Origin of the sequence: Amycolatopsis dendrobii, from assembly GCF_014145675.1 — a bacterium.
GTDB lineage: Bacteria > Actinomycetota > Actinomycetes > Mycobacteriales > Pseudonocardiaceae > Amycolatopsis > Amycolatopsis dendrobii.
Genome location: NZ_JACGZW010000015.1, coordinates 170563 through 190525, shown reverse-complemented (window position 1 = coordinate 190525; position 19963 = coordinate 170563). Strand labels below are relative to the sequence as shown.

17 protein-coding genes and 1 pseudogene are annotated in these 19963 nt (G+C 70.0%); 11 read left to right on the top strand and 7 right to left on the bottom strand.

The annotated features are described in order from the left end of the window. Window positions 1-62: 62 nt before the first annotated feature. Entirely contained in the window at window positions 63-1529 is a 1467-nt protein-coding gene (locus H4281_RS37145; protein WP_182895535.1) for a peptide ABC transporter substrate-binding protein, read from the top strand. Here H4281_RS37145 and H4281_RS37140 read toward each other — a convergent pair. Then, window positions 1526-2404, bottom strand: coding sequence for a LysR family transcriptional regulator (locus H4281_RS37140; RefSeq protein WP_182895534.1), 879 nt, complete (start codon window positions 2402-2404; stop codon window positions 1526-1528). The two genes, H4281_RS37145 and H4281_RS37140, sit on opposite strands and share 4 nt — an antisense overlap. 71 nt (window positions 2405-2475) lie before the next feature. Between H4281_RS37140 and H4281_RS37135 the strand changes: the two genes are divergently transcribed. After that, the gene (locus H4281_RS37135; protein WP_182895533.1) at window positions 2476-3507 is read left to right on the top strand and encodes an SDR family oxidoreductase; all 1032 of its coding nucleotides are present in this window, start codon (window positions 2476-2478) and stop codon (window positions 3505-3507) included. On the opposite strand, the gene H4281_RS37130 is transcribed toward H4281_RS37135, so the two are convergent. Further along, a complete protein-coding gene (locus tag H4281_RS37130) occupies window positions 3491-4267 on the bottom strand; it encodes an SDR family oxidoreductase (RefSeq protein ID WP_182895532.1) in 777 nt (258 codons plus the stop codon). The genes H4281_RS37135 and H4281_RS37130 overlap by 17 nt on opposite strands. Window positions 4268-4286: 19 nt before the next feature. Here H4281_RS37130 and H4281_RS37125 point away from each other — a divergent pair, with 19 nt between their 5' ends. After that, window positions 4287-4919 carry a class I SAM-dependent methyltransferase gene (locus H4281_RS37125; protein WP_182895531.1) on the top strand — a complete coding sequence of 211 codons (633 nt, stop codon included), beginning with the start codon at window positions 4287-4289 and terminating at the stop codon, window positions 4917-4919. A gap of 45 nt (window positions 4920-4964) precedes the next feature. Here H4281_RS37125 and H4281_RS37120 read toward each other — a convergent pair whose 3' ends face one another. Further along, complete coding sequence (locus H4281_RS37120) at window positions 4965-6866, bottom strand: S8 family peptidase (protein WP_182895530.1); 1902 nt, start codon at window positions 6864-6866, stop codon at window positions 4965-4967. 162 nt (window positions 6867-7028) lie between these two features. Between H4281_RS37120 and H4281_RS37115 the strand changes: the two genes are divergently transcribed. Together H4281_RS37115 and H4281_RS37110 are read left to right on the top strand one after the other, a co-directional pair. After that, window positions 7029-8222: an MFS transporter gene (locus H4281_RS37115; protein ID WP_182895529.1), complete on the top strand. Its 1194-nt coding sequence runs from the start codon at window positions 7029-7031 to the stop codon at window positions 8220-8222. 37 nt (window positions 8223-8259) lie between these two features. Further along, the gene (locus H4281_RS37110; protein WP_182895528.1) at window positions 8260-8760 is read left to right on the top strand and encodes a GNAT family N-acetyltransferase; all 501 of its coding nucleotides are present in this window, start codon (window positions 8260-8262) and stop codon (window positions 8758-8760) included. On the opposite strand, the gene lpdA is transcribed toward H4281_RS37110, so the two are convergent. The 4 genes and pseudogenes from lpdA to pip form a co-directional block, all read right to left on the bottom strand. Further along, window positions 8750-10135: a dihydrolipoyl dehydrogenase gene (gene lpdA, locus H4281_RS37105; RefSeq protein WP_182895527.1), complete on the bottom strand. Its 1386-nt coding sequence runs from the start codon at window positions 10133-10135 to the stop codon at window positions 8750-8752. The genes H4281_RS37110 and lpdA overlap by 11 nt on opposite strands. A 206-nt stretch (window positions 10136-10341) precedes the next feature. Beyond that, entirely contained in the window at window positions 10342-11121 is a 780-nt protein-coding gene (locus H4281_RS37100) for a lysophospholipid acyltransferase family protein (RefSeq protein ID WP_182895526.1), read from the bottom strand. 55 nt (window positions 11122-11176) lie between these two features. Then, complete coding sequence (locus H4281_RS46885; protein ID WP_439098613.1) at window positions 11177-11581, bottom strand: nitroreductase family deazaflavin-dependent oxidoreductase; 405 nt, start codon at window positions 11579-11581, stop codon at window positions 11177-11179. A gap of 75 nt (window positions 11582-11656) precedes the next feature. Continuing rightward, window positions 11657-12595: pseudogene (pip, locus tag H4281_RS37095) on the bottom strand (prolyl aminopeptidase); the annotation flags it as partial. Window positions 12596-12686: 91 nt separating this feature from the next. Between pip and H4281_RS37090 the strand changes: the two are divergent. The 6 genes from H4281_RS37090 to H4281_RS37065 all read left to right on the top strand — a co-directional run bounded on the left by H4281_RS37090 (window position 12687) and on the right by H4281_RS37065 (window position 19862). Continuing rightward, on the top strand, window positions 12687-13370 hold the full coding sequence (locus H4281_RS37090; protein WP_182895524.1) for a response regulator transcription factor: 684 nt from the start codon (window positions 12687-12689) through the stop codon (window positions 13368-13370). A gap of 5 nt (window positions 13371-13375) precedes the next feature. Then, window positions 13376-14641 carry a sensor histidine kinase gene (locus tag H4281_RS37085; protein ID WP_182895523.1) on the top strand — a complete coding sequence of 422 codons (1266 nt, stop codon included), beginning with the start codon at window positions 13376-13378 and terminating at the stop codon, window positions 14639-14641. A gap of 590 nt (window positions 14642-15231) precedes the next feature. Further along, window positions 15232-16662 (top strand): amino acid permease, encoded by a 1431-nt coding sequence (locus H4281_RS37080; RefSeq protein WP_312872251.1) that lies wholly within the window; start codon window positions 15232-15234, stop codon window positions 16660-16662. Then, on the top strand, window positions 16659-17435 hold the full coding sequence (locus tag H4281_RS37075; protein WP_182895522.1) for a carbon-nitrogen hydrolase family protein: 777 nt from the start codon (window positions 16659-16661) through the stop codon (window positions 17433-17435). Before H4281_RS37080 ends, H4281_RS37075 begins: the two co-directional genes overlap by 4 nt. After that, window positions 17432-19126 carry a flavin monoamine oxidase family protein gene (locus tag H4281_RS37070; protein ID WP_182895521.1) on the top strand — a complete coding sequence of 565 codons (1695 nt, stop codon included), beginning with the start codon at window positions 17432-17434 and terminating at the stop codon, window positions 19124-19126. The genes H4281_RS37075 and H4281_RS37070 overlap by 4 nt, the downstream gene beginning before the upstream one ends. Before the next feature lie 106 nt (window positions 19127-19232). Continuing rightward, complete coding sequence (locus H4281_RS37065) at window positions 19233-19862, top strand: TetR/AcrR family transcriptional regulator (protein ID WP_182895520.1); 630 nt, start codon at window positions 19233-19235, stop codon at window positions 19860-19862. The last annotated feature ends 101 nt before the right edge of the window (window positions 19863-19963 follow it).

The following is a 19963-nucleotide window of genomic DNA, read 5'->3' as shown; positions in this document are numbered from 1 at the left end:
TAAGCCGGTCCCTAACCGGACACAACCGCCTTTCGTTGCTTTCCACCTGGTAGTAAGACACCATGCGATCGCGTCTGCTGGTCCCGCTCACGCTCGCCGCCGTCGTCGCGGCCGGTCTCCCCGGCTGTTCGTCGTCGGCCGAACCCGCCCAGCCCGGCGTCCTCTCGGTCGGCCTCGGCGAACCCGGCACGCTGCTGCCCGCCGACGTCACCGATCCGTCCGGACGGCTCGTCACCGGCGCGTTGTGGACTCCGCTCGCCGATTACGATCCGGCCAGCGGAAAAGTCACCCCGCGCGCGGCCGAGTCGATCGCCAGCACGGACCAGGCGACCTGGACCGTGCGGCTGCGGCCCGCTCGATTCCACGACGGCACACCGGTCACCGCACAGTCCTATGTGGACACCTGGAAGGCGATCGCGGGCCACCATTGGGCGAGTACGCCGCTGCTCACGAAGTCGTTGCGGGCCAGGGAGATCACCGCAGTCGACGCGAAGCAGCTGCGGATCGTGCTCGACCGGCCGTCGAATCAGGTGCCGGCCTGGCTGTCCGCGCCCGGACTCGTGCCGTTGCCCGCGTCGGTGCTGAAATCGCGCGACTGGAACGGATTCGCCCGCCATCCGATCGGCAACGGCCCGCTGCGGCTGGAGGGCGACTGGCAGTCCGGCTCCGGCGGCAAGCTCGTCCGGGTCGCCGCGGATCCGGGCCGGGCCAAGAAAATCGAGCTGCGCGTCGGCAATCCGGCGGAGCAGTACGACGACGTCAAAGAGGGCAAACTCGACGTCGCCACGTCCGTCCCCGGCGACCGGCACGAGGCGATGCACGCCGATTTCGCCGACCGGCACGCGACGTGGGCGCTGCCCCGCGCCGGCTACCTGGTGTTTTCCGCCGAGGCAACGCGATTCGCCGATCCGACGGTGCGGCACGCCTTCGCGCTCGGCACCGACCGCGCCGCGCTGGAGTCCGGCCCGCTCGCGCACCAGGCGGACGCGGCCAAGGGATTGCTGCCGCCGGTGGTCGCGCCCGGCGACCGGTCCGGGAACTGCCGTCCGTGCACCTTCGACGGTCCGGCCGCCAAATCCCTGCTGGAGCAAGCCGGATTCACCGGCGACGCGGCCGTGTACTACGACAGTTTCGACAGCACCTGGCCGCAGGCACTGGCCGAGGGATTGTCGAAAACCCTGGGAATTTCGGTTACCGCACAGCGAAAAGCCACCGGAGGCAAGCCGACCGGACCGTCCGCACTGGAAGTCAAGGCCGTGTCGCCGAGCCCGGCCGACTTGCTCCACGCGCTCGCGGACGCCGCTGGTTACACCGATGCCGGATTCGCCGCTGACCTCAACTCCGCGGAAACCACCGCGTCACCGGAAGAAGCCGCGCAGCTGTTCCGGATCGCGGAGAACCAAGCCCTGCGCGATCTCCCGGCGATTCCACTGTGGACTGGACACGGCCACGCCGTCTGGGCCGCCCGGGTCCACGACGCCGTGACCACGCCGTTCGCCGGAATCGACCTGACGCGGCTGCGCGACTAAACCCGCGCGTGTTGCGCGAGCACTTCGCCGAACGCCGCCGTCAACGGATCCGGTTCGCTGCGGCCGTAAGCGACCAGCTCGCGCCGGATCGGCTTGCCCGGACGCAAAACCCGGCCGCTGAACTCCGCGGGCAGGACATTCGCCGGAACCAGCGCAGGCCCCAACCCGGCCGCCGCGAGCAACGGTGCGGCGGCGGTCTGTTCCGTGCGCACGGCGGGCCGCGGCCGGAATCCGGCTTCCGCACAGGCGGCGTCGAGAAGTTCGGCTAAGCCGTGGCCAGGCGCGTAGTGCACCCACGCACAGCCGGCCAACTCGGCCAGGTCGACTGTACTGTCCGAAGTGGACTCCGTCGCACCGTCGGCCGGGAGCACGACGACGAACTCTTCCGTACCCAGCTTGCGAACCGGGCCAGTCCACCCGTCCGGACGCGGGCCGATCGCGAGATCCGCTTCCCCGGCCAGCATCGCGTCGCGCAGTTCGTCGGCGTGGCGGTACTCGAAAAGCCGCACGTCGACGTCCGGTCGTTCGCGCCGCCACACTCGCAGCGCAGGCGGGAGCACACCGAGGCTCACCGAGTAGACCGTGGCGATCAGCAGTTCTCCGGCGACCTGACCGGACGCCTGCCGTGCGGCGCATCGGGCACGTTCGGCGTCGGCGAGCGCGGCGCGGGCGTGCGGAAGCATCGCGCGGCCCATCGGCGTGAGCCGGACCGAACGCGGCAGCCGCTCCAACAACGGCCCGCCGACGCTGTGCTCCAGCGCCCGCATCTGATGCGACAGCGCGGGCTGCGTCACGTGCAACTGCTCGGCGGCGCGGGTGAACGAACCGGTGTCGACCACCGTGACCAGGTATTCGAGCTGCCGCAGACTTGTCATAAACCCAGTGTATCGAAGCGGTGAAAAGTAAGCCTTGGACTCATTGTGTGCGCAAGGACAGGATCGAAGACATGAGCAGCACACGCGTGGCCCTCGTGGCCGGGGCCAACGGGATCATCGGCCGGAAACTCATCTCTCACCTGCGGACTCTCGACGGCTGGGAGGTGCTCGGGCTCTCCCGTCGCGGCGGACCGGGCAGCCTCGCCGTCGACCTGCTCGACCCGGCGGGCACGCGGGCGGCGCTGGCCGGCGTCGGCGCGACGCACCTGTTCTACGCGGCCTACCAGGACCGGCCGACCTGGGCGGAACTCGTGGCGCCGAACGTCGCGATGTTGGAGAACCTGCTGAACGGCCTCGACGAGGGCCCGCTGGAGCACGTCAGCCTGATGCAGGGCTACAAGGTCTACGGCGCGCATCTCGGCCCGTTCAAGACCCCCGCCCGCGAAGCCGACGCCGGACAGCACATGCCGCCGGAGTTCAACGTGGACCAGCAGAAGTTCCTGGAGCGCCGGGCCGCGGCCGGCGGCTGGTCGTGGTCGGCGATCCGGCCGTCCGTGGTCGGCGGGACGACGCTCGGCAACCCGATGAACCTCGCGCTCGTGATCGCGGTCTACGCCTCGATCTCGAAGGAACTCGGCCTGCCGCTGCGCTTTCCCGGCAAGCCCGGCGCGTACGACAGCCTGCTGGAGATGACGGACGCGCAGTTGCTCGCCGAGGGCACGGTGTGGGCGGCGACGTCCAGTCAGAATGAAGCGTTCAACATCGCCAACGGTGATCTCTTCCGCTGGCGAGAGCTGTGGCCGAGGCTCGCCGCGTACTTCGACCTCGAAGTCGCTTCGCCGTTGCAGTTGCCGCTAACGACAGTGATGGCAGATAAGGAACCACTGTGGACCGAGATGGCAGCGAAGCACGGTCTCACCGCTTCGTACGCCGACGTCTCTTCGTGGGCCTTCGGCGACTTCGTGTTCTCGTGGGACTACGACATGTTCGCGGACACGTCGAAGTCACGCCGCGCCGGCTTTCACTCCTATGCGGACACTGAGCAGATGTTCTACCGGCTGTTCGACGAGTTCCGCCGCGACCACGTCATCCCCGGCCGATGAACGGCATCGTGGTGGCGGTGATGGTGAGGAACTGGACGTTGGCCTCCAGCGGCAATCCCGCCATGTAGAGCACCGCGTCGGCAACGTGGCCCGCGTCGAAGGTCGGCTCGGCCAGCAGCCGTCCGTCAGCCTGCGGGATGCCCGCGGCCATCCGCTCGGTCATCTCGGTGGCCGCGTTGCCGATGTCGATCTGTCCACACGCGACGTTCCAGGCGCGGCCGTCGAGCGAAATCGACCGGGTGAGGCCGGTGACAGCGTGCTTGGTGGCGGTGTAGGCGACGCTCGCCGGACGGGGCGCGTGCGCGGAAATCGAGCCGTTGTTGATGATCCGGCCGCCGCGGGGGTCCTGGTCGCGCATCAGCCGCACAGCCTGCTGCGCGCACAGGAACATGCCGGTCAGGTTCGTGTCGACGGTGCGCCGCCAGTCCTCGACGGACAGATCCGCGACAGTGCCGCCGAGCGACACCCCGGCGTTGTTCACCAGCAGATCCAGCCGGCCCCATTCGCCGCGCACGGCCGAGAAAAGCGCCTCCGCCGAAGCCGGATCGGCGACATCCGCGGGCACGACCAGCGCGTTCGCGTCGGAACCGGCCGTCTCGCGCAAGGCCTCCTCGCGACGTCCGGCGAGCGCGACCCGGTAACCGGCGCCGAGCAGCGCCCCGGCGATCCGGCGGCCCAGCCCGGAACCTGCCCCGGTGACCACAGCAGTCTTCTCCGACACGTCGCCTCCTCGAAAGTCCGTTCGCCCGCACGTTGCCATATCGCGGCACACTGGATGCATGGGACCACGTGACACTCTGCTCGCCGGGTTCGCCAAACAGCTGGGCCATCCGCGGGGCCGGGCCGGACAGGCTGTTGTCCGGCTGCTCAACAACGTCAACCGCGGGCCGGTGACCGCAGCGGTCGAGGCGCTGGAGATCCGCCGCGGCGAAACCGCGCTGGACCTGGGTTTCGGCGGCGGTCTCGGTCTCGACCTCCTGCTGCGCGCGACCGAGGGCGGCGCCGTGCACGGCGCGGAGATCTCGGAAACGGCGCTGGCCCGGGCGCGGCGGACGTTCCCGAAGAACCTCGCCGCCGGACGGCTGGTGCTGCACCAAGCCGGAATGGCCGAGCTTCCGCTTGGCGACGGGACGATCGACGCGGCGCTGACGGTCAACACCGTCTACTTCATTCCCGACCTGGCGCCCGCGTTCGCCGAGGTCGCGCGCGTGCTCTCCGGCGGAGGCCGGTTCGTCGTCGGCATCGGCGATCCCTCGACGATGCGCGAAATGCCGTTCACCAGCCACGGCTTCCGGCTGCGGCCGCCGGAAGAGATCGAGCAAGCGCTCGCGGACGCGGGCCTCGAACTGCGCCGCCACGACCGGCTGGGAGACGGGCCGAAGGCGTTCCACCTGCTGGTCGCCGGCCACTGAAAAGGGCGGGTTCCCCGGTCGGGGAACCCGCCCTTCGCGGTATCGCTACTTCGTCGGCACGCCCAGCGCGGCCAGCGCCGGACCCGCCATGATCACGCCGTTGCCGGTCACCGCGTCGAACCCGGGCGCGCCGAGGTCGATCGCGCTCGACACCAGCGCCGTGCGGACCTCCGCCGGGGTCGCGGACGGCTTGCCGGACAGCAGCAGCGCCGCGATCGCCGCCGCGTGCGGGGCCGCCGCCGAGGTGCCGAAGAACGGCTGGAAGCCGGTGACCGAGGTGGCCACGCCGTCGGCCGCGGTGATGTCCGGCTTCGCGCGGGTCGCGCCGCCGGTCGAGGACACGTTGCCCGGGGTCAGCTCAGTGCCGTCGGCGTTGTAGAAGAGGTGCCGCTGGCCGTCTGACGTGAAGCGCTCCCACTTGCTGGCCGAGGTGAACAGGCCCGGGTACGGGCCGGCCGGGTTCGCCGGGTCGCCGGTCTCCAGCGGACGGCCGAACGCGGTCGCCGCCGGGGCCGCGGCCACCGAGAACGCCGCGGCCGCCGCCGAGTGGCCCGAGGTCACGCCAGCGGTGCTGAAGCCCTTGAGCGAACCGGAGTCGACGAACCGGCCGCGGACCACGTTGAGCGCGAAGAACCGGTCCGCGCCGCTGTACTTGACCACCGCGAGGCGGTAGCCCGAGCCGGAGGTCGGCACGGTCAGGCTCTCGTACGGGTTCTGCGAACCGTTCTGCGCGTTGGCGCTGGAGGCGACGACGCTGCCGGAAGCGTTGAGCAGGAACAGGTCGTAGTCGTTGGCCGAGTGGCCCCACGGGTCCGACCAGAACAACGTCACCGGCCTGCCGAGCGAACCCGGCGAGAGCGGGTCGGTCGTCTGCACGCCGCTGCCCGGGTCGAAGTCGTGCGGGGTGCCGGTGACGCCCGGCAGCGTGGTGCCGGACGAGCGGAAGTCGCCCTCGTAGTAGCCGCTGGTGCCGTCGGTGAAGTTGCCGGAGTTGCCCGCGGAGGAGAAGTAGAGCGCGCCGGCCGCGGTCACGTCGTTGACCGCCTGAGCGACCTGCGTGTCCTGGAACGGCGACTCGTCGAAGTACGCGACGTCGTCGACGATCACCGTGCACTTGCCGGTCGTGCGCAGCGCGCGGATGTTGTCCGCGAAGCTCGACTCGCTGGTGAACGCGGTCGCGAAGCCGAGCGTCGCACCCGGGGCGAGGTCGTGGACGATCTCCAGCATCGCGGTGCCCTCGTCGCCGCTGCCTGCCTGGCCGGGCAGCACGTCGACGGCGGGAAGCTCGCCCGCGTCCTGCGACTTCTTCAGCGAATTGACGCCGTCGGAAAGCACGCAGACCTTCACGCCGGTGCCGTTCACGCCGTATTGCGTGCGCGCGGTGTCGGCACCGTGGGTCTTGTCCCCTTCGGACACCTGCACGGCGGCGACGGCCTTCTTGGCCAGCTGCCTGCGCTGCGCGTCGGGCTCGTTCCAGGTCATCGCCTGCGTCGCGGGCTGGACCTGCCGGACGTCGCCGCGCGCCGCGATCCGGTCCACCGCGTCGAGCGGCAGCTGGGCGCGAACCGAGCCATTGGACGAAGTGGACTGAACGGTGCCGCCCGCGGCGCGCACGGCCTTCGCGATCGCGGCACCGGCCGTGCCCGCGATGTCCACCGAAACCGTTCCCGCCTGAGTGACCGGCAGGCCGGTGCGGTAATCCGGCAGCTGCGCGGCGAGATTGCGGTCGGCTCGCAGGCGCTTCTCCACGACGAGCTGGCTGGACTGCTTCTGCTCGGCCGGGCTGAGGGTCTTCTTGATCCCCTGCAACGCGCTGATCCCTGTCCCCGTGCGCGCGTTCGCCACGTCCGCGGCGGACGGCTGCGCGACCGCGACCCCGCTCCCGGCGAGCACCACCCCGACCGCGAGGGGCACCGAATACCCCACCACCCGGCTCGTTCTTCTCATGACAACTCCTGTCCTCGCCCCCGGCCACCCACTGTGGTCACGTGAATCTAAATAGCGACCGCGGTTAAGACCACCGACCAAAGTGGTATCTGCCCGGATGGCCCACCTGGTGAGACTCACCGGCCTCTTCCGGCTCGGAACCGGAGCTGGCACTCTGCTCTCGTGGCGAACCTGGGGAGGGACTTCGCGCGGCTGTGGACTGCGTACGCGATCAGCACGGCGGGCAGCACGGTCGGCGCGGGCGCGCTCGGGCTCGTCGCGGTGCTCGTGCTCGACGCCCCCGCGTGGCAGGTCTCCCTGATCACCGCCATCTCGGCTGCCGCGAGCGCGCTCCTCGCCTTCCCTCTCGGGCCCCGCGTCGAGTTCGCCCGGAAGCGTCCCGCGATGATCACCGGAGACCTGGTCCGCTGCGCCGCGCTGGCGAGCGTGCCGGTGGCGGCCGCGCTGCACGTGCTGACCATGCCGCAGCTCTACGCGGTCGACATCGTCGTCGCCACCGCGGCCGTCATTTTCTCCGCAGCCAGCGGCGCGCATCTCAAAGCCCTTGTCGCGCCGGACGAACGGGCTGCCGCCTTGAGCCGCTTCGAAAGCACCGACTGGGTCTGCTGGTCGGCCGGACCGCCGCTGGGCGGGGTGTTGATCAGCGGACTGGGCGCGACCGCGACGATGCTCATCGACGCTTTCTCGTTCCTGCTGTCCGCGCTCGGAATCCGCCGCTTGCGCACGCCGGAACCACCGCCTGCCGCTGCTTCCGGGTCTCCTCGGCGCGGGTTCACCGACGGCTGGCGGTTCCTGCTGCGAAGTCCTGAACTGCGGCCGTTGTTTTTCAACTCGGTGTTGTTCAGCGGAGCGGTTCTTTGGGTCACGCCGCTGCAAACCGTGCTGATGCTGAGGGATCTCCGCTTCGCGCCGTGGGAATACGGTCTGGTGCTGGGCGTTCCTTGTCTCGGCGGGCTGCTCGGGGCTCGGCTCGCGCCGACGCTCAGCTCTCATTTTGGCGCGCAGAAAGTCTTGCGGTGGACCAGTTTCGCGCGTACGCCGTGGCTGCTCGCTGCCCCGTTCGCCTTTCCCGGACCGGCCGGAGTCGCCTTGCTGATCGCCGCGGACTTCGGGCTGTTGCTGGTGGCGGGGATCTTCAACCCGACCTATTCGGCGTACCGCCTGTCGCTGATCGACGACGCCGTTCTGACCCGGACGCTCACCGCCTGGTCGACCGGAACCCGTACCGCCAAACCGGTTTTCATCACCTTCGGCGGGATCGCCGCCGGGGTGCTCGGCGTGCGCTTCTCCCTGGGGATCGGCGCCATGCTCTGTCTGCTCAGCGCCGCCGCGTTGCCCGCCCGCCGGGTCGCGTGATCAGTTTTTGTCGGTGGCGCCGGTTACCGTGGCCGGCATGTTCAAGATCGACCGCGCGGCCGCTGCCGACGCCGCCGCGCTCACCGACCTCATGCACGCCTCATCGGCCTATCAAGGCCAGTACGCCTCGATCCTGGAGGGGTACGCCGTCACTCCGGATTACCTTCGCCAGCACCAGGTTCTGGTCGCCCGCGGTCCTTCGGGACCAGTGGGGTTCGCGGCGCTCACGGATGCCGAGCTTGACCTGTTGTTCGTCGCGGACGAAGCACAGGGAACCGGGCTCGGTGCGCGGCTGGTGCAGCAAATCCTTGCGGTGGCGCGGAAAAACGGGCTGACCGAGGTCCGTGTGGTGTCGCATCCGCCCGCGGTGAAGTTCTACGAACGCGTGGGAGCCCGGCAGATCGGGACCGTACCGCCGAAGCCGCCGCGGATCTCGTGGTCGCGGCCGGAACTGGCGTTCTCCTTGCCCGGAAACGACAGCGCCCCGGCCCGCGAAACCACCGCGGGCCAGGGCGACCGTCGAAGAATCAGAAGTTGATCATATGACCGGCCAGTCCGTGCACCGCTTCCTTGACCGCCTCGCCCAGTGTCGGGTGCGCGTGCACGTTGCGCGAAATCTCGTGCACCGTAAGGTCCCACTGCTGCGCCAGCGTCAGCTCCGGCAGCAGCTCCGTCACGTCCGGGCCGATGAGGTGCGCGCCGAGCAGTTCGCCGTACTTCGCGTCGCTCAGCACCTTCACGAAGCCCGCCGCGTCGCCGAGGCCGTGCGCCTTGCCGTTGGCCGTGAACGGGAACTTCGACACCTGGACGTCAAAGCCCTTCTCGCGCGCCTGCTCCTCGGTCCAGCCGAAGCTCGCGATCTGCGGCTGGCAGTAGGTCGCGCGCGGGATCATCACGAAGTCCAGCTCCATGGTCTCCGCGCCGGCGATCGTCTCCGCCGCCACGATGCCCATCGACTCCGACGCGTGCGCCAGCATCAGCTTCGCCGTCACGTCGCCGATCGCGAACAGGTGCGGCACGTTCGTCCGGCCGCGGCCGTCGATCGCGATCGCGCCGCGCTCGGTCAGCTCGACGCCGGTGTTCTCCAGGCCGTAGCCCTCGACGTTCGGCCGGAACCCGATGGCCTGCAACACCTTGTCGGCCTCGAGCACCTGCTGCTCGCCGTCCTTCGAGACGGTCACCAGCACTTTGGCTCCCGAGTCGTCGATCGCCTCGACCTTGGTGCCCAGCAGGACCTTGATCCCCAGCTTGCGGTAGCGCTTGGCCAGTTCGGCCGACACCTCGGCGTCCTCCAGCGGCACCATCCGGTCGAGGAATTCGACGATCGTCACGTCCACGCCGTAGTTGCGCAGCACGTAGGCGAACTCGACGCCGATCGCGCCGGCCCCGGCGATCACGATGCTGCCCGGCAGTTCGCTTTCGAGGATCTGCTTTTCGTAGGTGACCACGCGCTCGCTGCGCTGCGTGCCCGGCAGCAGCCGGGCCGTCGCGCCGGTGGCGATGATGCCGTAGGTGAAGGTGATGCGCTCGCCGTTCACCTCGAGGGTGTTGGCGTCCACGAAGGCGCCGCGCCCGTTGTACTCGGTGATCTTGTTCTTCTTCATCAGGAAGTGCACGCCCTTGACGCGCCCGTCCGCGACCTTGCGGCTGCGCTCGTACGCCGCGGTGTAGTCGAAGCGGATCTCCCCGTCGGAGGAGATGCCGTAGGTCTTGGCCTCCTCCTTCACCGTGTGCGCGAGCTCGGCGTTGCGCAGCAGCGCCTTCGAAGGGATGCAGCCGACGTTGAGGCACACCCCGCCCCAGTACTTCTCTTCCACGACCGCCACGCTCAGGCCCAGCTGCGAAGCCCGGATCGCCGCGACGTACCCACCGACTCCGGCCCCGAGGACCACCACGTCATAGTCTGCGCTCATACCGTTGAAACTACCTCCCGCGCCCGCGCGGGGCGGCGTGACGGCGCCCGCTTTCGGCCCGGCCGCCGCTCGTCCTGGGCCGTCTGCCTGCTGCCCCGGCGCGTCCGCCGGCGGCTGATCCCGGCGAAACCCGCCGGAACCTCTTCTGGCGCAACCGGATCGTCCACAGTGGCGGCTTCGCCAGCCGGTACCGCGGAGTCCGCCGTTCAGACCGGCGGACGCACGCCCCGGATCCCGGCCAGCAGCTCCGTCACCGCGGCCATGATCAGCGCGGTCGCCTCCTCCAGCACGTCCCTGGTCAGCTCCCGCCCGCGCAGGTCGCCGAGGTCCACCGGCTCGCCGGCGACGAACTCGATCTTCCGCCGCGGCAGGACGCGCGGGAACCAGGAGCCGGCGGGCAGCAGTTCATGCGTTCCCCAGTTCGCGACCGGAATCACCGGCACGCCGGTCTCCAGCGCGATGCGCGCCGCGCCGGTCTTGCCCTTCGCCGGCCAGCCGTCCGGGTCCGCGGAGAGCCCGGCCTCCGGGAAAATCGCGACGCATTCGCCCGCCCGCACGGCGGCGACGGCGTCGCGGTACGCGCCCGCGGCGGTCGGCGCGCCGCGGTGGACCGGGATGTGCTTGCCCGAACGCATCACCGCCTTGATCACCGGCGCGTTCCACAGGCTCGCCTTCGCCAGGTACCGCGGCACCCGGCCGGAGCCGAGGCAGAAGGCGGTGAGCGTCGTCGGGTCGGCGTTCGACAGGTGGTTGGAAGCCACCACGACCCCGCCCGATTCCGGGATGTGCCGCGCGCCGCGCACGCGGAACCGGCTCGTGAGGGCGAGCAGCTGCCACACGACCTCGATGGCGAAGTGGTACCAGGCGCCCCGGCCGGAGCGGGCGAAGCGCCTGCCGTACCTCTGCATGCCGCGGAAGCCGAGCAGCTCCCCTTCGAGCGGGGTCCAGTGGTCCCGGGTCCGGGTGCACAGCGCCATGAGCGTCATTCGTAGCGGAAGACGCTCCGGTTCGGCGCCGCACGACCTCAGGACGCGGCGGGAATCACACCCGCTCGAGCACCACCACGGGGATCTCGCGGTCGGTCTTCTTCTGGTAGTCGTTGTAGGCGGGCCACACCGCGGCGAGCTTGTCCCACAGCCGGGCGCGTTCCTCGCCGGTCGCGGTCCGGGCGCGCGCGGTGAACTTGTCCGCCCGCACCTGCACGCGGACCTCGGGGTTCTCCTGCAAGTTCAGGTACCAGCCGGGGTGGTTCGGGGCGCCGCCCTTCGAGGCGACGATCACCGGGTTGCCGTCGTCCTCCTGGTAGATCAGGGCGAACTTGCGGTCCTGCCCGGTCTTGCGGCCCTTCGTGGTGAGCACCAGCGTCGGCACGCCCTCCTGCCAGTCGTGCCCGACCTCCCCGTCGGTCTCCTCGTAACGGCGAACGTGCTCGTCACCGAACAGCATGCGGATTTCCTTTCGTTCGACTTCCGCGCTCGACAGCCCGGACCTGCCCTCCCACCCTGCCGCGAACCGGTCGGTCGCGCTGATCAGCTCGTGCAGCGTGCCCGGTTCGTCGAAGGCGTGCCCGGCGTCGCCGATCATCTTCAGCTCGGCGCCCGGCAGCACCTGCGCGAGTTCCCAGGCGGTGGTGGCGGGAGTGACCACGTCGTACCTGCCCTGGACCAGAACGCACGGGATGCCCGACAGCTTCCCGGCGCCGCGGATCAGCTGGTCGGGGGCGAGCCAGCCGCCGTGGCGGAAGTAGTGGTTCTCGATCCGCGCGATCGCGAGCGCGAACTCCGGCTCGGCGAACGCGGCGACCACCTCTTCCTGCGGGGTGAACTTCACCGTCTCGCCCTCCCACCGGCTCCAGGCGAGCGCGGCGGGCCCGTGCACGTTCGGGTCCGGGTGATTCAGCAGTTCGTGGTACACCTCCAGCAGGTCGCCGCCGCGGCGCGCGTAGGGCACCGGCGCGAGGAAACGCGACCACGCTTCCGGGAACATGCACGCCGCACCGCCGCCGAAGAGCCACTGCACTTCCTTGAGCCGGAGCGTCGCGACGCCGCGCAGGACCAGCTCGGTCACCCGCTCCGGATGGGTTTCGGCGTAGGCGAGCGCGAGCACGCTGCCCCACGAGCCGCCGAACAGCTGCCAGCGGTCGATGCCGCGGTCCTCGCGCAGCTGCTCCATGTCGGACACCAGGTGCCAGGTCGTGTTCACCGACAGGTCGACGTCGGGTTCGCTGCAGTGCGGCGTGCTCCGCCCGCAGCCGCGCTGGTCGAACAGCACGATCCGGTAGCGCTCCGGGTCGAACAGCCGCCGGTGCCGCGCGGACGCGCCGCCCCCGGGCCCGCCGTGCAGGAACGCGACCGGTTTGCCCTCGGGATTGCCGCATTCCTCCCAATACAGCGTGTTGCCGTCGCCGACCGGCAGCATCCCGTGGTCGTACGGATCGAGTTCCGGGTACAGACCGAGCATGCAGCCACTATGCCCGACCTCGGCCGCGTCCCGCTGGGGGTCCACTGTGGACGCGCGGCAGCTCCCGGAAGGGGCCGGTTAGGCTTCCCTCATGGCGAAGGTACTGGTGGTGGAGGACGACGCGGCGATCGGCAGCGTCCTCGACTCCGCGCTGCGCGGGCACGGCCACACAGTGCAATGGTGCCGGGACGGCCGGAGCGCGCTGCGCGAGACCGCGGCCGATCTCGTGCTGCTGGACCTGGGCCTCCCGGACGTCGACGGCGTCGAGGTGTGCCGGCGGCTGCGGTCGGCCCTGCCGGGCGCGGTGCTGGTGATCCTCACCGCGCGGGCGGACGAGATGGACGTCGTGGTCGGGCTGGAAGCCGGTGCCGACGACTACCTCACCAAGCCCATCCGGCTGGCCGAACTGCTCGCCAGGGTGCGCGCGCACCTCCGCCGGGGCGCGCCCGCCGCGCCGTCGACGCCGGTCGTGCGGATCGGCGCGCTGGAGGTCGACATCGCGAGCAGGCGGGTCAGCGTGGGCGGCCGGGAGGTCGTGCTGCGGGCACGCGAGTTCGACCTGCTCGCGCGGCTGGCCGTCCAGCCGGGGCAGGCGGTGAGCCGGGACACGCTGATGTCCGACGTGTGGGATTCGCACTGGCACGGCTCCACCAAAACGCTCGACGTGCACATCGCCGCGCTGCGCCGCAAGCTCGCCTCGGCCGCCGAGTCGCCGTACGAGGCGCCGAGGATCGCCACCCTGCGCGGGCACGGATACCGGTTAGAGGGGGACTGAACGGGGTGCGCCGCCGGATCGTGACGCTCACCGTCCTCGCGGCGGTCCTGGCCACGAGCCTGTTCGGGCTGCCGCTCGCCATCGGGGCGCTGTGGTACTTCCGCACGCACACCACGGCCGCGCTGGAGCGGGCCGCCGACGGCGCGGCCGTCGTGGTGTCCGACGCGCTCGCCGCCGACGAACCCTTCCAAGTCCCGGACAACGAGGACGGCGCCGAGGTCGCCGTCTACGACCCGAATGGCCGCCTCCTCGCCGGGGAGGGCCCGCCCGCCGCGGACGACGTCGTGCGCGGAGTCGCTGTGACCCGCAGCGACATGCTGAACCAGAAGGTCGGCGACGAGGATGTGCTGGCCGTCCCGGTGCTGACCGGCGCCCGCCTCACCGGCATCGTGCGCGCGGCGCTCCCCCGCTCGGCGCTGACCCGCGACGTCGGCATCACCTGGCTGGTGATGGCCGGGTGCGCGATCGGCGCGGTGCTCGCGAGCTGGCTGGTGGCCCGCCGGATCGCCGCCCGGCTGACCCGCCCGCTGGAAGACCTGGCCTGTGCTGCGGCCCGGCTCGGCGAAGGCGACTTCTCCGCCCGGTCCCGCCGCTCGGCGATCCCGGAGATCGACCGCGTCGGCGCCGCCCTGGACGTCACCGCGACCCGCATCGGCGAAACGCTGGAACGGGAACGCGCCTTCTCCGCCGAGGCGTCGCACCAGCTCCGCACCCCGCTGGCCGGACTGCGCCTGCAACTGGAATCCGCTTTGGAAACCCCCGGCCGCGACCCCTACGCGGCCGTGCGCGCCGGAATCACCGCCGCCGACCGGTTGGAACGAACCGTCGAAGACCTGCTCGCCCTGTCCCGCGAACGCCGCGCCCCTCGCGACGAACTCGACCTGCCCGCCCTCCTGGCAGAACTATCCGACGTCCCCTTGCCCGACCACCGCGAGCTACGCCTCGAGATCGCCGACCCGCCGCCAGTCCGCGCATCGGCCCCCGCCGTCCGGCAAGTACTGGCCGTCCTGCTGGACAACGCGGTGAACCACGGCGAAGGCGCCATCACCGTCCGAGCCCGAGACGCCGGCGGCGCGCTGGCCGTGGACGTCGTCGACGAAGGCCCGGACCTGGGCGAACGCGATCCGTTCTCCGACCACACCCCCGGCGGGCACGGCATCGGCCTTCGTTTGGCAAGAAGCCTGGCCGAAGCCGAAGGCGGCCGGTTGCGCCTGTCGCGTCCCGATCCGCCGACGTTCACCCTGCTGCTTCCGGAAGCACCCGCCTCCTGACCAAGGCCTGGCGGTGCTTGCTCTCGCCAGCCGACCAGCCCGGCAGGCGACCGCGATAGCTGCCCGCCGCGCCACCGAGATCTTCACGTTGCGGGCAGTCCGGCACTGCGTCGCGCTGCCGGAGCACTGCCCGGAATCCGATTCCCGCCAGGCAACCTCCGCGCAGCACAGCCAACGCGGCTGACTGCACAGTTCCTCGCCCGGCCCGCCGTCGCGACCAGCCCCGCGCACACGCCGCCCCACCCGGCGTCCGCCTCACCCCGGCTCCCTCCGCTCGCGCCCGCAGCGACGAGCGCCGACGGAACACTCACCGCAACCCAGACCCCACGCAGCCCTCGCCGACCCGCCCTGACCTGCGCAGGCAGCCCCGCCACCGCGAGTCCCCCACCCCGATCACTTAGAGTCAGCAACGGCCCGCAAGCCCACCCGCCGCAGGCCGCAACCCCCGCAGGAACCAACCCCGAGAGCGCAATGAATCACGCATCACCGGCAGCAATCCACAACACATCTCGGTTCTCGGGGCAATTTTCGATCGATACCGTGGCTCGAAGTCGACAGTGGCGTCACAATCAATCGCTAGGAGCCGCCCGGTGAGCACCACCTCCAGTTCTGCGCGCGGGAGGCTCGGCGCGGCCGTGCTGCGCCGCAAGCCGGTCACCGATCTGGTGGCCGAAGCGGACCACGGGCCGCTCAAGCGGTCGCTGGGGCTCAGTCAGCTGACCATGCTCAGCATCGGGGCCACGCTGGGCAGCGGGATCTTCGTGGTGCTCGGCGAGGCGGTTCCGGTGGCCGGGCCCGCTGTCGTGGTTTCGTTCGTGCTGGCCGGGATCACCGCGTTGTTCTCCGCGCTTTCCTACGCCGAGCTGGCGGGCATGATCCCGCTTTCCGGCTCCTCTTACTCCTACGCGTACGCGACGCTCGGCGAGCTGGTCGCCTGGGTGTGCGGCTGGTGTTTGGTGCTGGAGTACGGCGTCTCCGTCGCGTCCGTCGCGGTCGGGTGGGGGCAGTACGTCAACGAACTGCTGCATCTGGCGTTCGGCATCACGTTGCCGGAAGCGCTCAGCGGGCCTCCCGGCGACGGCGGGCTGGTCAACATCCCGGCGATTGTCGTGGTCCTGCTGGCGATGGTGCTGCTGCTGTCCGGCGCGAAGGAAAGCGCGCGGGCCAACGCGGTCATGGTCGTGGTGAAGATCGGGACGCTGATTCTGTTCTGCGCCATCGCCTTCACCGCGGTCCGGGCGCAGAACTTCACGCCGTTCCTGCCGCTCGGGCTGGCCGGGGTCAGCGCCGGCGGAGCGAAGTTGTTCTTCTCCTACATCGGGTTCGATGCTGCGTCCACCGCCGGCGAGGAGGCGCGCAACCCGCAGCGTGACCTGCCTCGTGCGATCCTTCTGTCGCTCGGCATCGTGACCGTTCTCTACTGCCTCGTCGCGTTCGCGGCGATCGGGGCGCTGCCCTGGCAGGAGTTCGGCGACAAGCAGGCCGCGCTGTCGCACGTGCTCACCACGATCTCGAGCAACCCGCTCTGGGCGATCCTCCTCGCGATCGGCGCGATCGTGGCGATCTCCAGCGTCGTGCTGACCGTCCTTTACGGGCAGACGCGGATCCTGTTCGCCATGTCCCGCGACGGGCTCGTGCCGAAGGCGCTGTCCACCGTGCATCCGAAGACCGGCGTGCCGCGCACCAACACCTTCGTGGTGTCCGGGTTCGTCGCGCTGCTCGCCGCGTTCATCCCGCTCGGCAAGCTCGCCGACGCCACCAGCATCGGGACGCTGTTCGCGTTCGGGCTGGTCAACGTCGCCGTGCTGATCCTGCGCAAACGCCGTCCCGAGGCAAAGCGCACGTTCCGGGTGCCGTTCTCGCCGGTCACGCCGATCCTCGGGCTGGCCTGCTGCGCGTACATGATGTTCAGCCTCGACGGGGCGACCTGGATCGTGTTCGGCGCGTGGATGCTGGTCGGGCTCGTCATCTACTTCGGCTACAGCGTCCGTCGTTCACGGCTCGCGGAGGTCGTCCGATGATCATCGCCGTCCATCAAGGACCGTTTGACCGGCTGCCTGAAGCGATGGCCGCCGCGGCGGAGCGCGGTGCCGAGCTGATCGTGACTGCCGAGATGGGCACGACCGGCTACAACATCGGCGCGAAAGCGGTCGCGGAACTGGCGGAACCGGCGGACGGGCCGCGTGCCGCCGAGTTGGGTGCGTTGGCTGCCAAGCACAAGATCGCGGTGGTCTACGGCTATCCCGAGCGCGACGGCGACGCGGTGTACAACTCGGCGCAATTGCTGTCCGCGCAGGGGGAACGGCTCGCGAACTACCGCAAGACCCATCTGTTCGGCGATCTTGACCGCGACCAGTTCTCCCCTGGCGACGAGCCGGTGGTGCAGGCCGACTTCAACGGTCTGCGCGCTGGCCTGCTGATCTGTTACGACGTCGAGTTCCCCGAACTGGTCCGCGCGCACGCGCTCGCGGGCACGGAACTGCTGCTCGTCCCGACCGCGTTGATGCGGCCGTACGAGCGCGTCGCCGACCTGCTCATTCCGGTTCGTGCACACGAAAGCCAGCTGTACATCGTGTATGCGAACCGCTGTGACACCGAAGGCGAACTCACCTACTGCGGACGTTCGACAGTCGCGTCGCCGGATGAAGTCGTCGCGAAGGCCGGGCCGGGCGAAGAGCTGTTGTTCGCCGAGCTGAACCCCGCTGTGCTCGCCCAGGCGCGAGCCGAAACCCCGTACCTGGCCGACCGACGGCCGTCGCTGTACCGCTCTCTCACCGAAGGACCCCGGGCATGACCTCCGCAGTTCCCGCCGCGATCCACGCCGAGGAACCCGACGGCCGGCCGATCACCATGTTCGGCCCCGATTTCCCGTTCGCCTACGACGATTACCTCGCGCATCCGGCCGGGCTCGGCAGCGTGCCGGAGCAGGTGCACGGCACCGAGGTCGCGGTGATCGGCGGCGGGCTCTCCGGCATCGTGACCGCCTACGAGCTGATGAAGCTCGGGCTGCGGCCGGTCGTGTACGAGATCGACGGCATCGGCGGGCGGCTGCGGACGCACCACTTCCCCGGTCTGCCCGGCGACGTGGTCGCCGAGATGGGCGCGATGCGGTTCCCGCCGTCGTCGACGTCGCTGTTCCACTACATCGCCAAGGCCGGGCTGGAAACCACGCCGTTCCCGAACCCGCTTTCGCCCGCCACACCGAGCACGGTCGTCGATCTCAAGGGCCGCAGCCATTACGCGCGCACGCCCGAAGATCTGCCCGACGTCTACGGCGAAGTGGCGCGGGCGTGGCAGCGCACGCTCGATGAGCACGCTTCGTTCGCCGAGATGCAGACCGCGATCCGCAATCGCGACGTCGCGACGGTCAAAAAGATCTGGAACGAACTGGTGCCCCGGCTCGACAACCAGACCTTCTACGGATTCCTGTGCGATTCCCCGGCGTTTTCCTCGTTTCGGCATCGGGAGATCTTCGGTCAGGTCGGATTCGGCACGGGCGGCTGGGACACCGACTTCCCGAACTCGATTCTCGAAATCCTCCGGGTCGTCTACACCGGCGCGGACGACGAGCACCGCAGCATCGTCGGCGGCAGCGGGCAGCTCCCGAAACGGCTGTGGGAGCACGTCCCGGAGAAGCTCGCGCACTGGCCGTCCGGCACGAATCTGGCTTCCCTGCACGAAAACGGCGTGCCGCGACCGGGGGTCACGCGGCTGCACCGCACCGCGCCGAACAACATCACCGTCACCGACGCCTCCGGCCACATCCGCACGTTCGGCGCGGCGGTGTTCACCGCGCAGAGCTGGATGCTGCTGTCGAAGATCGAATGCGACGAGGCGCTGTTCCCGATCGACCACTGGACGGCCATCGAGCGCACGCACTACATGGCCTCCTCCAAGGTGTTCGTGCCGGTCGACCGCCCGTTCTGGCTCGACGCCGACCCGGTCACCGGCCGCGACACGATGAGCATGACGCTGACCGACCGGATGCCGCGCGGCACCTACCTTCTCGGCGACGACCCGGACCGGCCCGCGGTGATCTGCCTGTCCTACACGTGGGCCGACGATTCGCTGAAGTGGCTGCCGCTTCCGGTGTCCGACCGCGTCGAGGTGATGCTGCAGTCCCTGCGCGAGATCTACCCCGGCGTCGACGTGCGGCGGCACATCGTGGGCGACCCGGTGACCGTGTCGTGGGAGGCCGAACCGCATTTCATGGGCGCGTTCAAGGCGAACCTGCCTGGGCATTACCGGTACCAGCACCGGCTTTTCACGCACTTCGTGCAGGATTCACTGCCCGAGCGCTATCGCGGTTTGTTCCTCGCGGGCGACGACATTTCATGGACGGCGGGCTGGGCCGAGGGCGCGGTGCAGACCGCGCTCAACGCGGTGTGGGGCGTGCAGCGGCACTTCGGCGGCGCGAGCGATCCGGCGAATCCCGGTCCTGGCGACCGTTTCGCGGACCTCGCGCCGATCGAGCTTCCGGACTGAGCGAGGCCGTCAACCCATACCGCGCGGTAGCAGCCGAACGTGTTTCCGCCGCGACATTCCGCCCGGTTGATCCGCCTTACTGAACCGATCATGCCAAACTGATGCCATGAGCACCGATCCGGCGCCGAAGTGGCGGCGACTCGAACCGGACGAACGCAAAGAGCAGATCTACGCCTGTGCGGCGCGGCTGTTCGGCGAACGACCGTATTCGGAAGTGTCCACTTCGGACATCGCGGCCGAGGCAGGCGTGGCCCGCGGACTGATCAATCATTATTTCGGAACAAAAAGGGAGTTGTACCTCGAAATCGTTCGGCGCGCGCTTACCGTGCCGCGGATTGCGGTGCAGATTCTGCCGGAGGGCCCGCTGGAAGTACGCGCGGACGCCGCCATCGACTGGCTGCTCGACATGGTGCGCGGGCAGGAGAAGCTGTGGCTCGCCGCGATCGCGCCGGAGGGCATCGGCCGCGATCCGGAGGTGGACCGGATCGTCGCCGAGGCCGACCGCGCGTCGGCCGACCGCGTGCTCGAAGCGGTCGGGCTGTCCCGCGACAGCGCGCACGGCGAGGAGCTGAACGCCGCGGTGCGCGCGTTCGCCGGCATGGTGAAGGCGGCGGGCCGCGAATGGCTCGTGCACCGCTCGCTGGACCGGCGCCAAGTGCACACGCTGCTGACCATGTCGCTCGTGACCGTGGTCGGCCAGGTCTTCCCCGCGATCCAGCATCCGCCCCAGCACTGACGTACCGGAAGGAGAACCCCCGGCACCACGAGGGGGGAGGAAAGTGCCGGGGGCCCCTTCCGGAGGCAAGGCCCCCGGTAGCTGTCCACGCTACGCCGGGA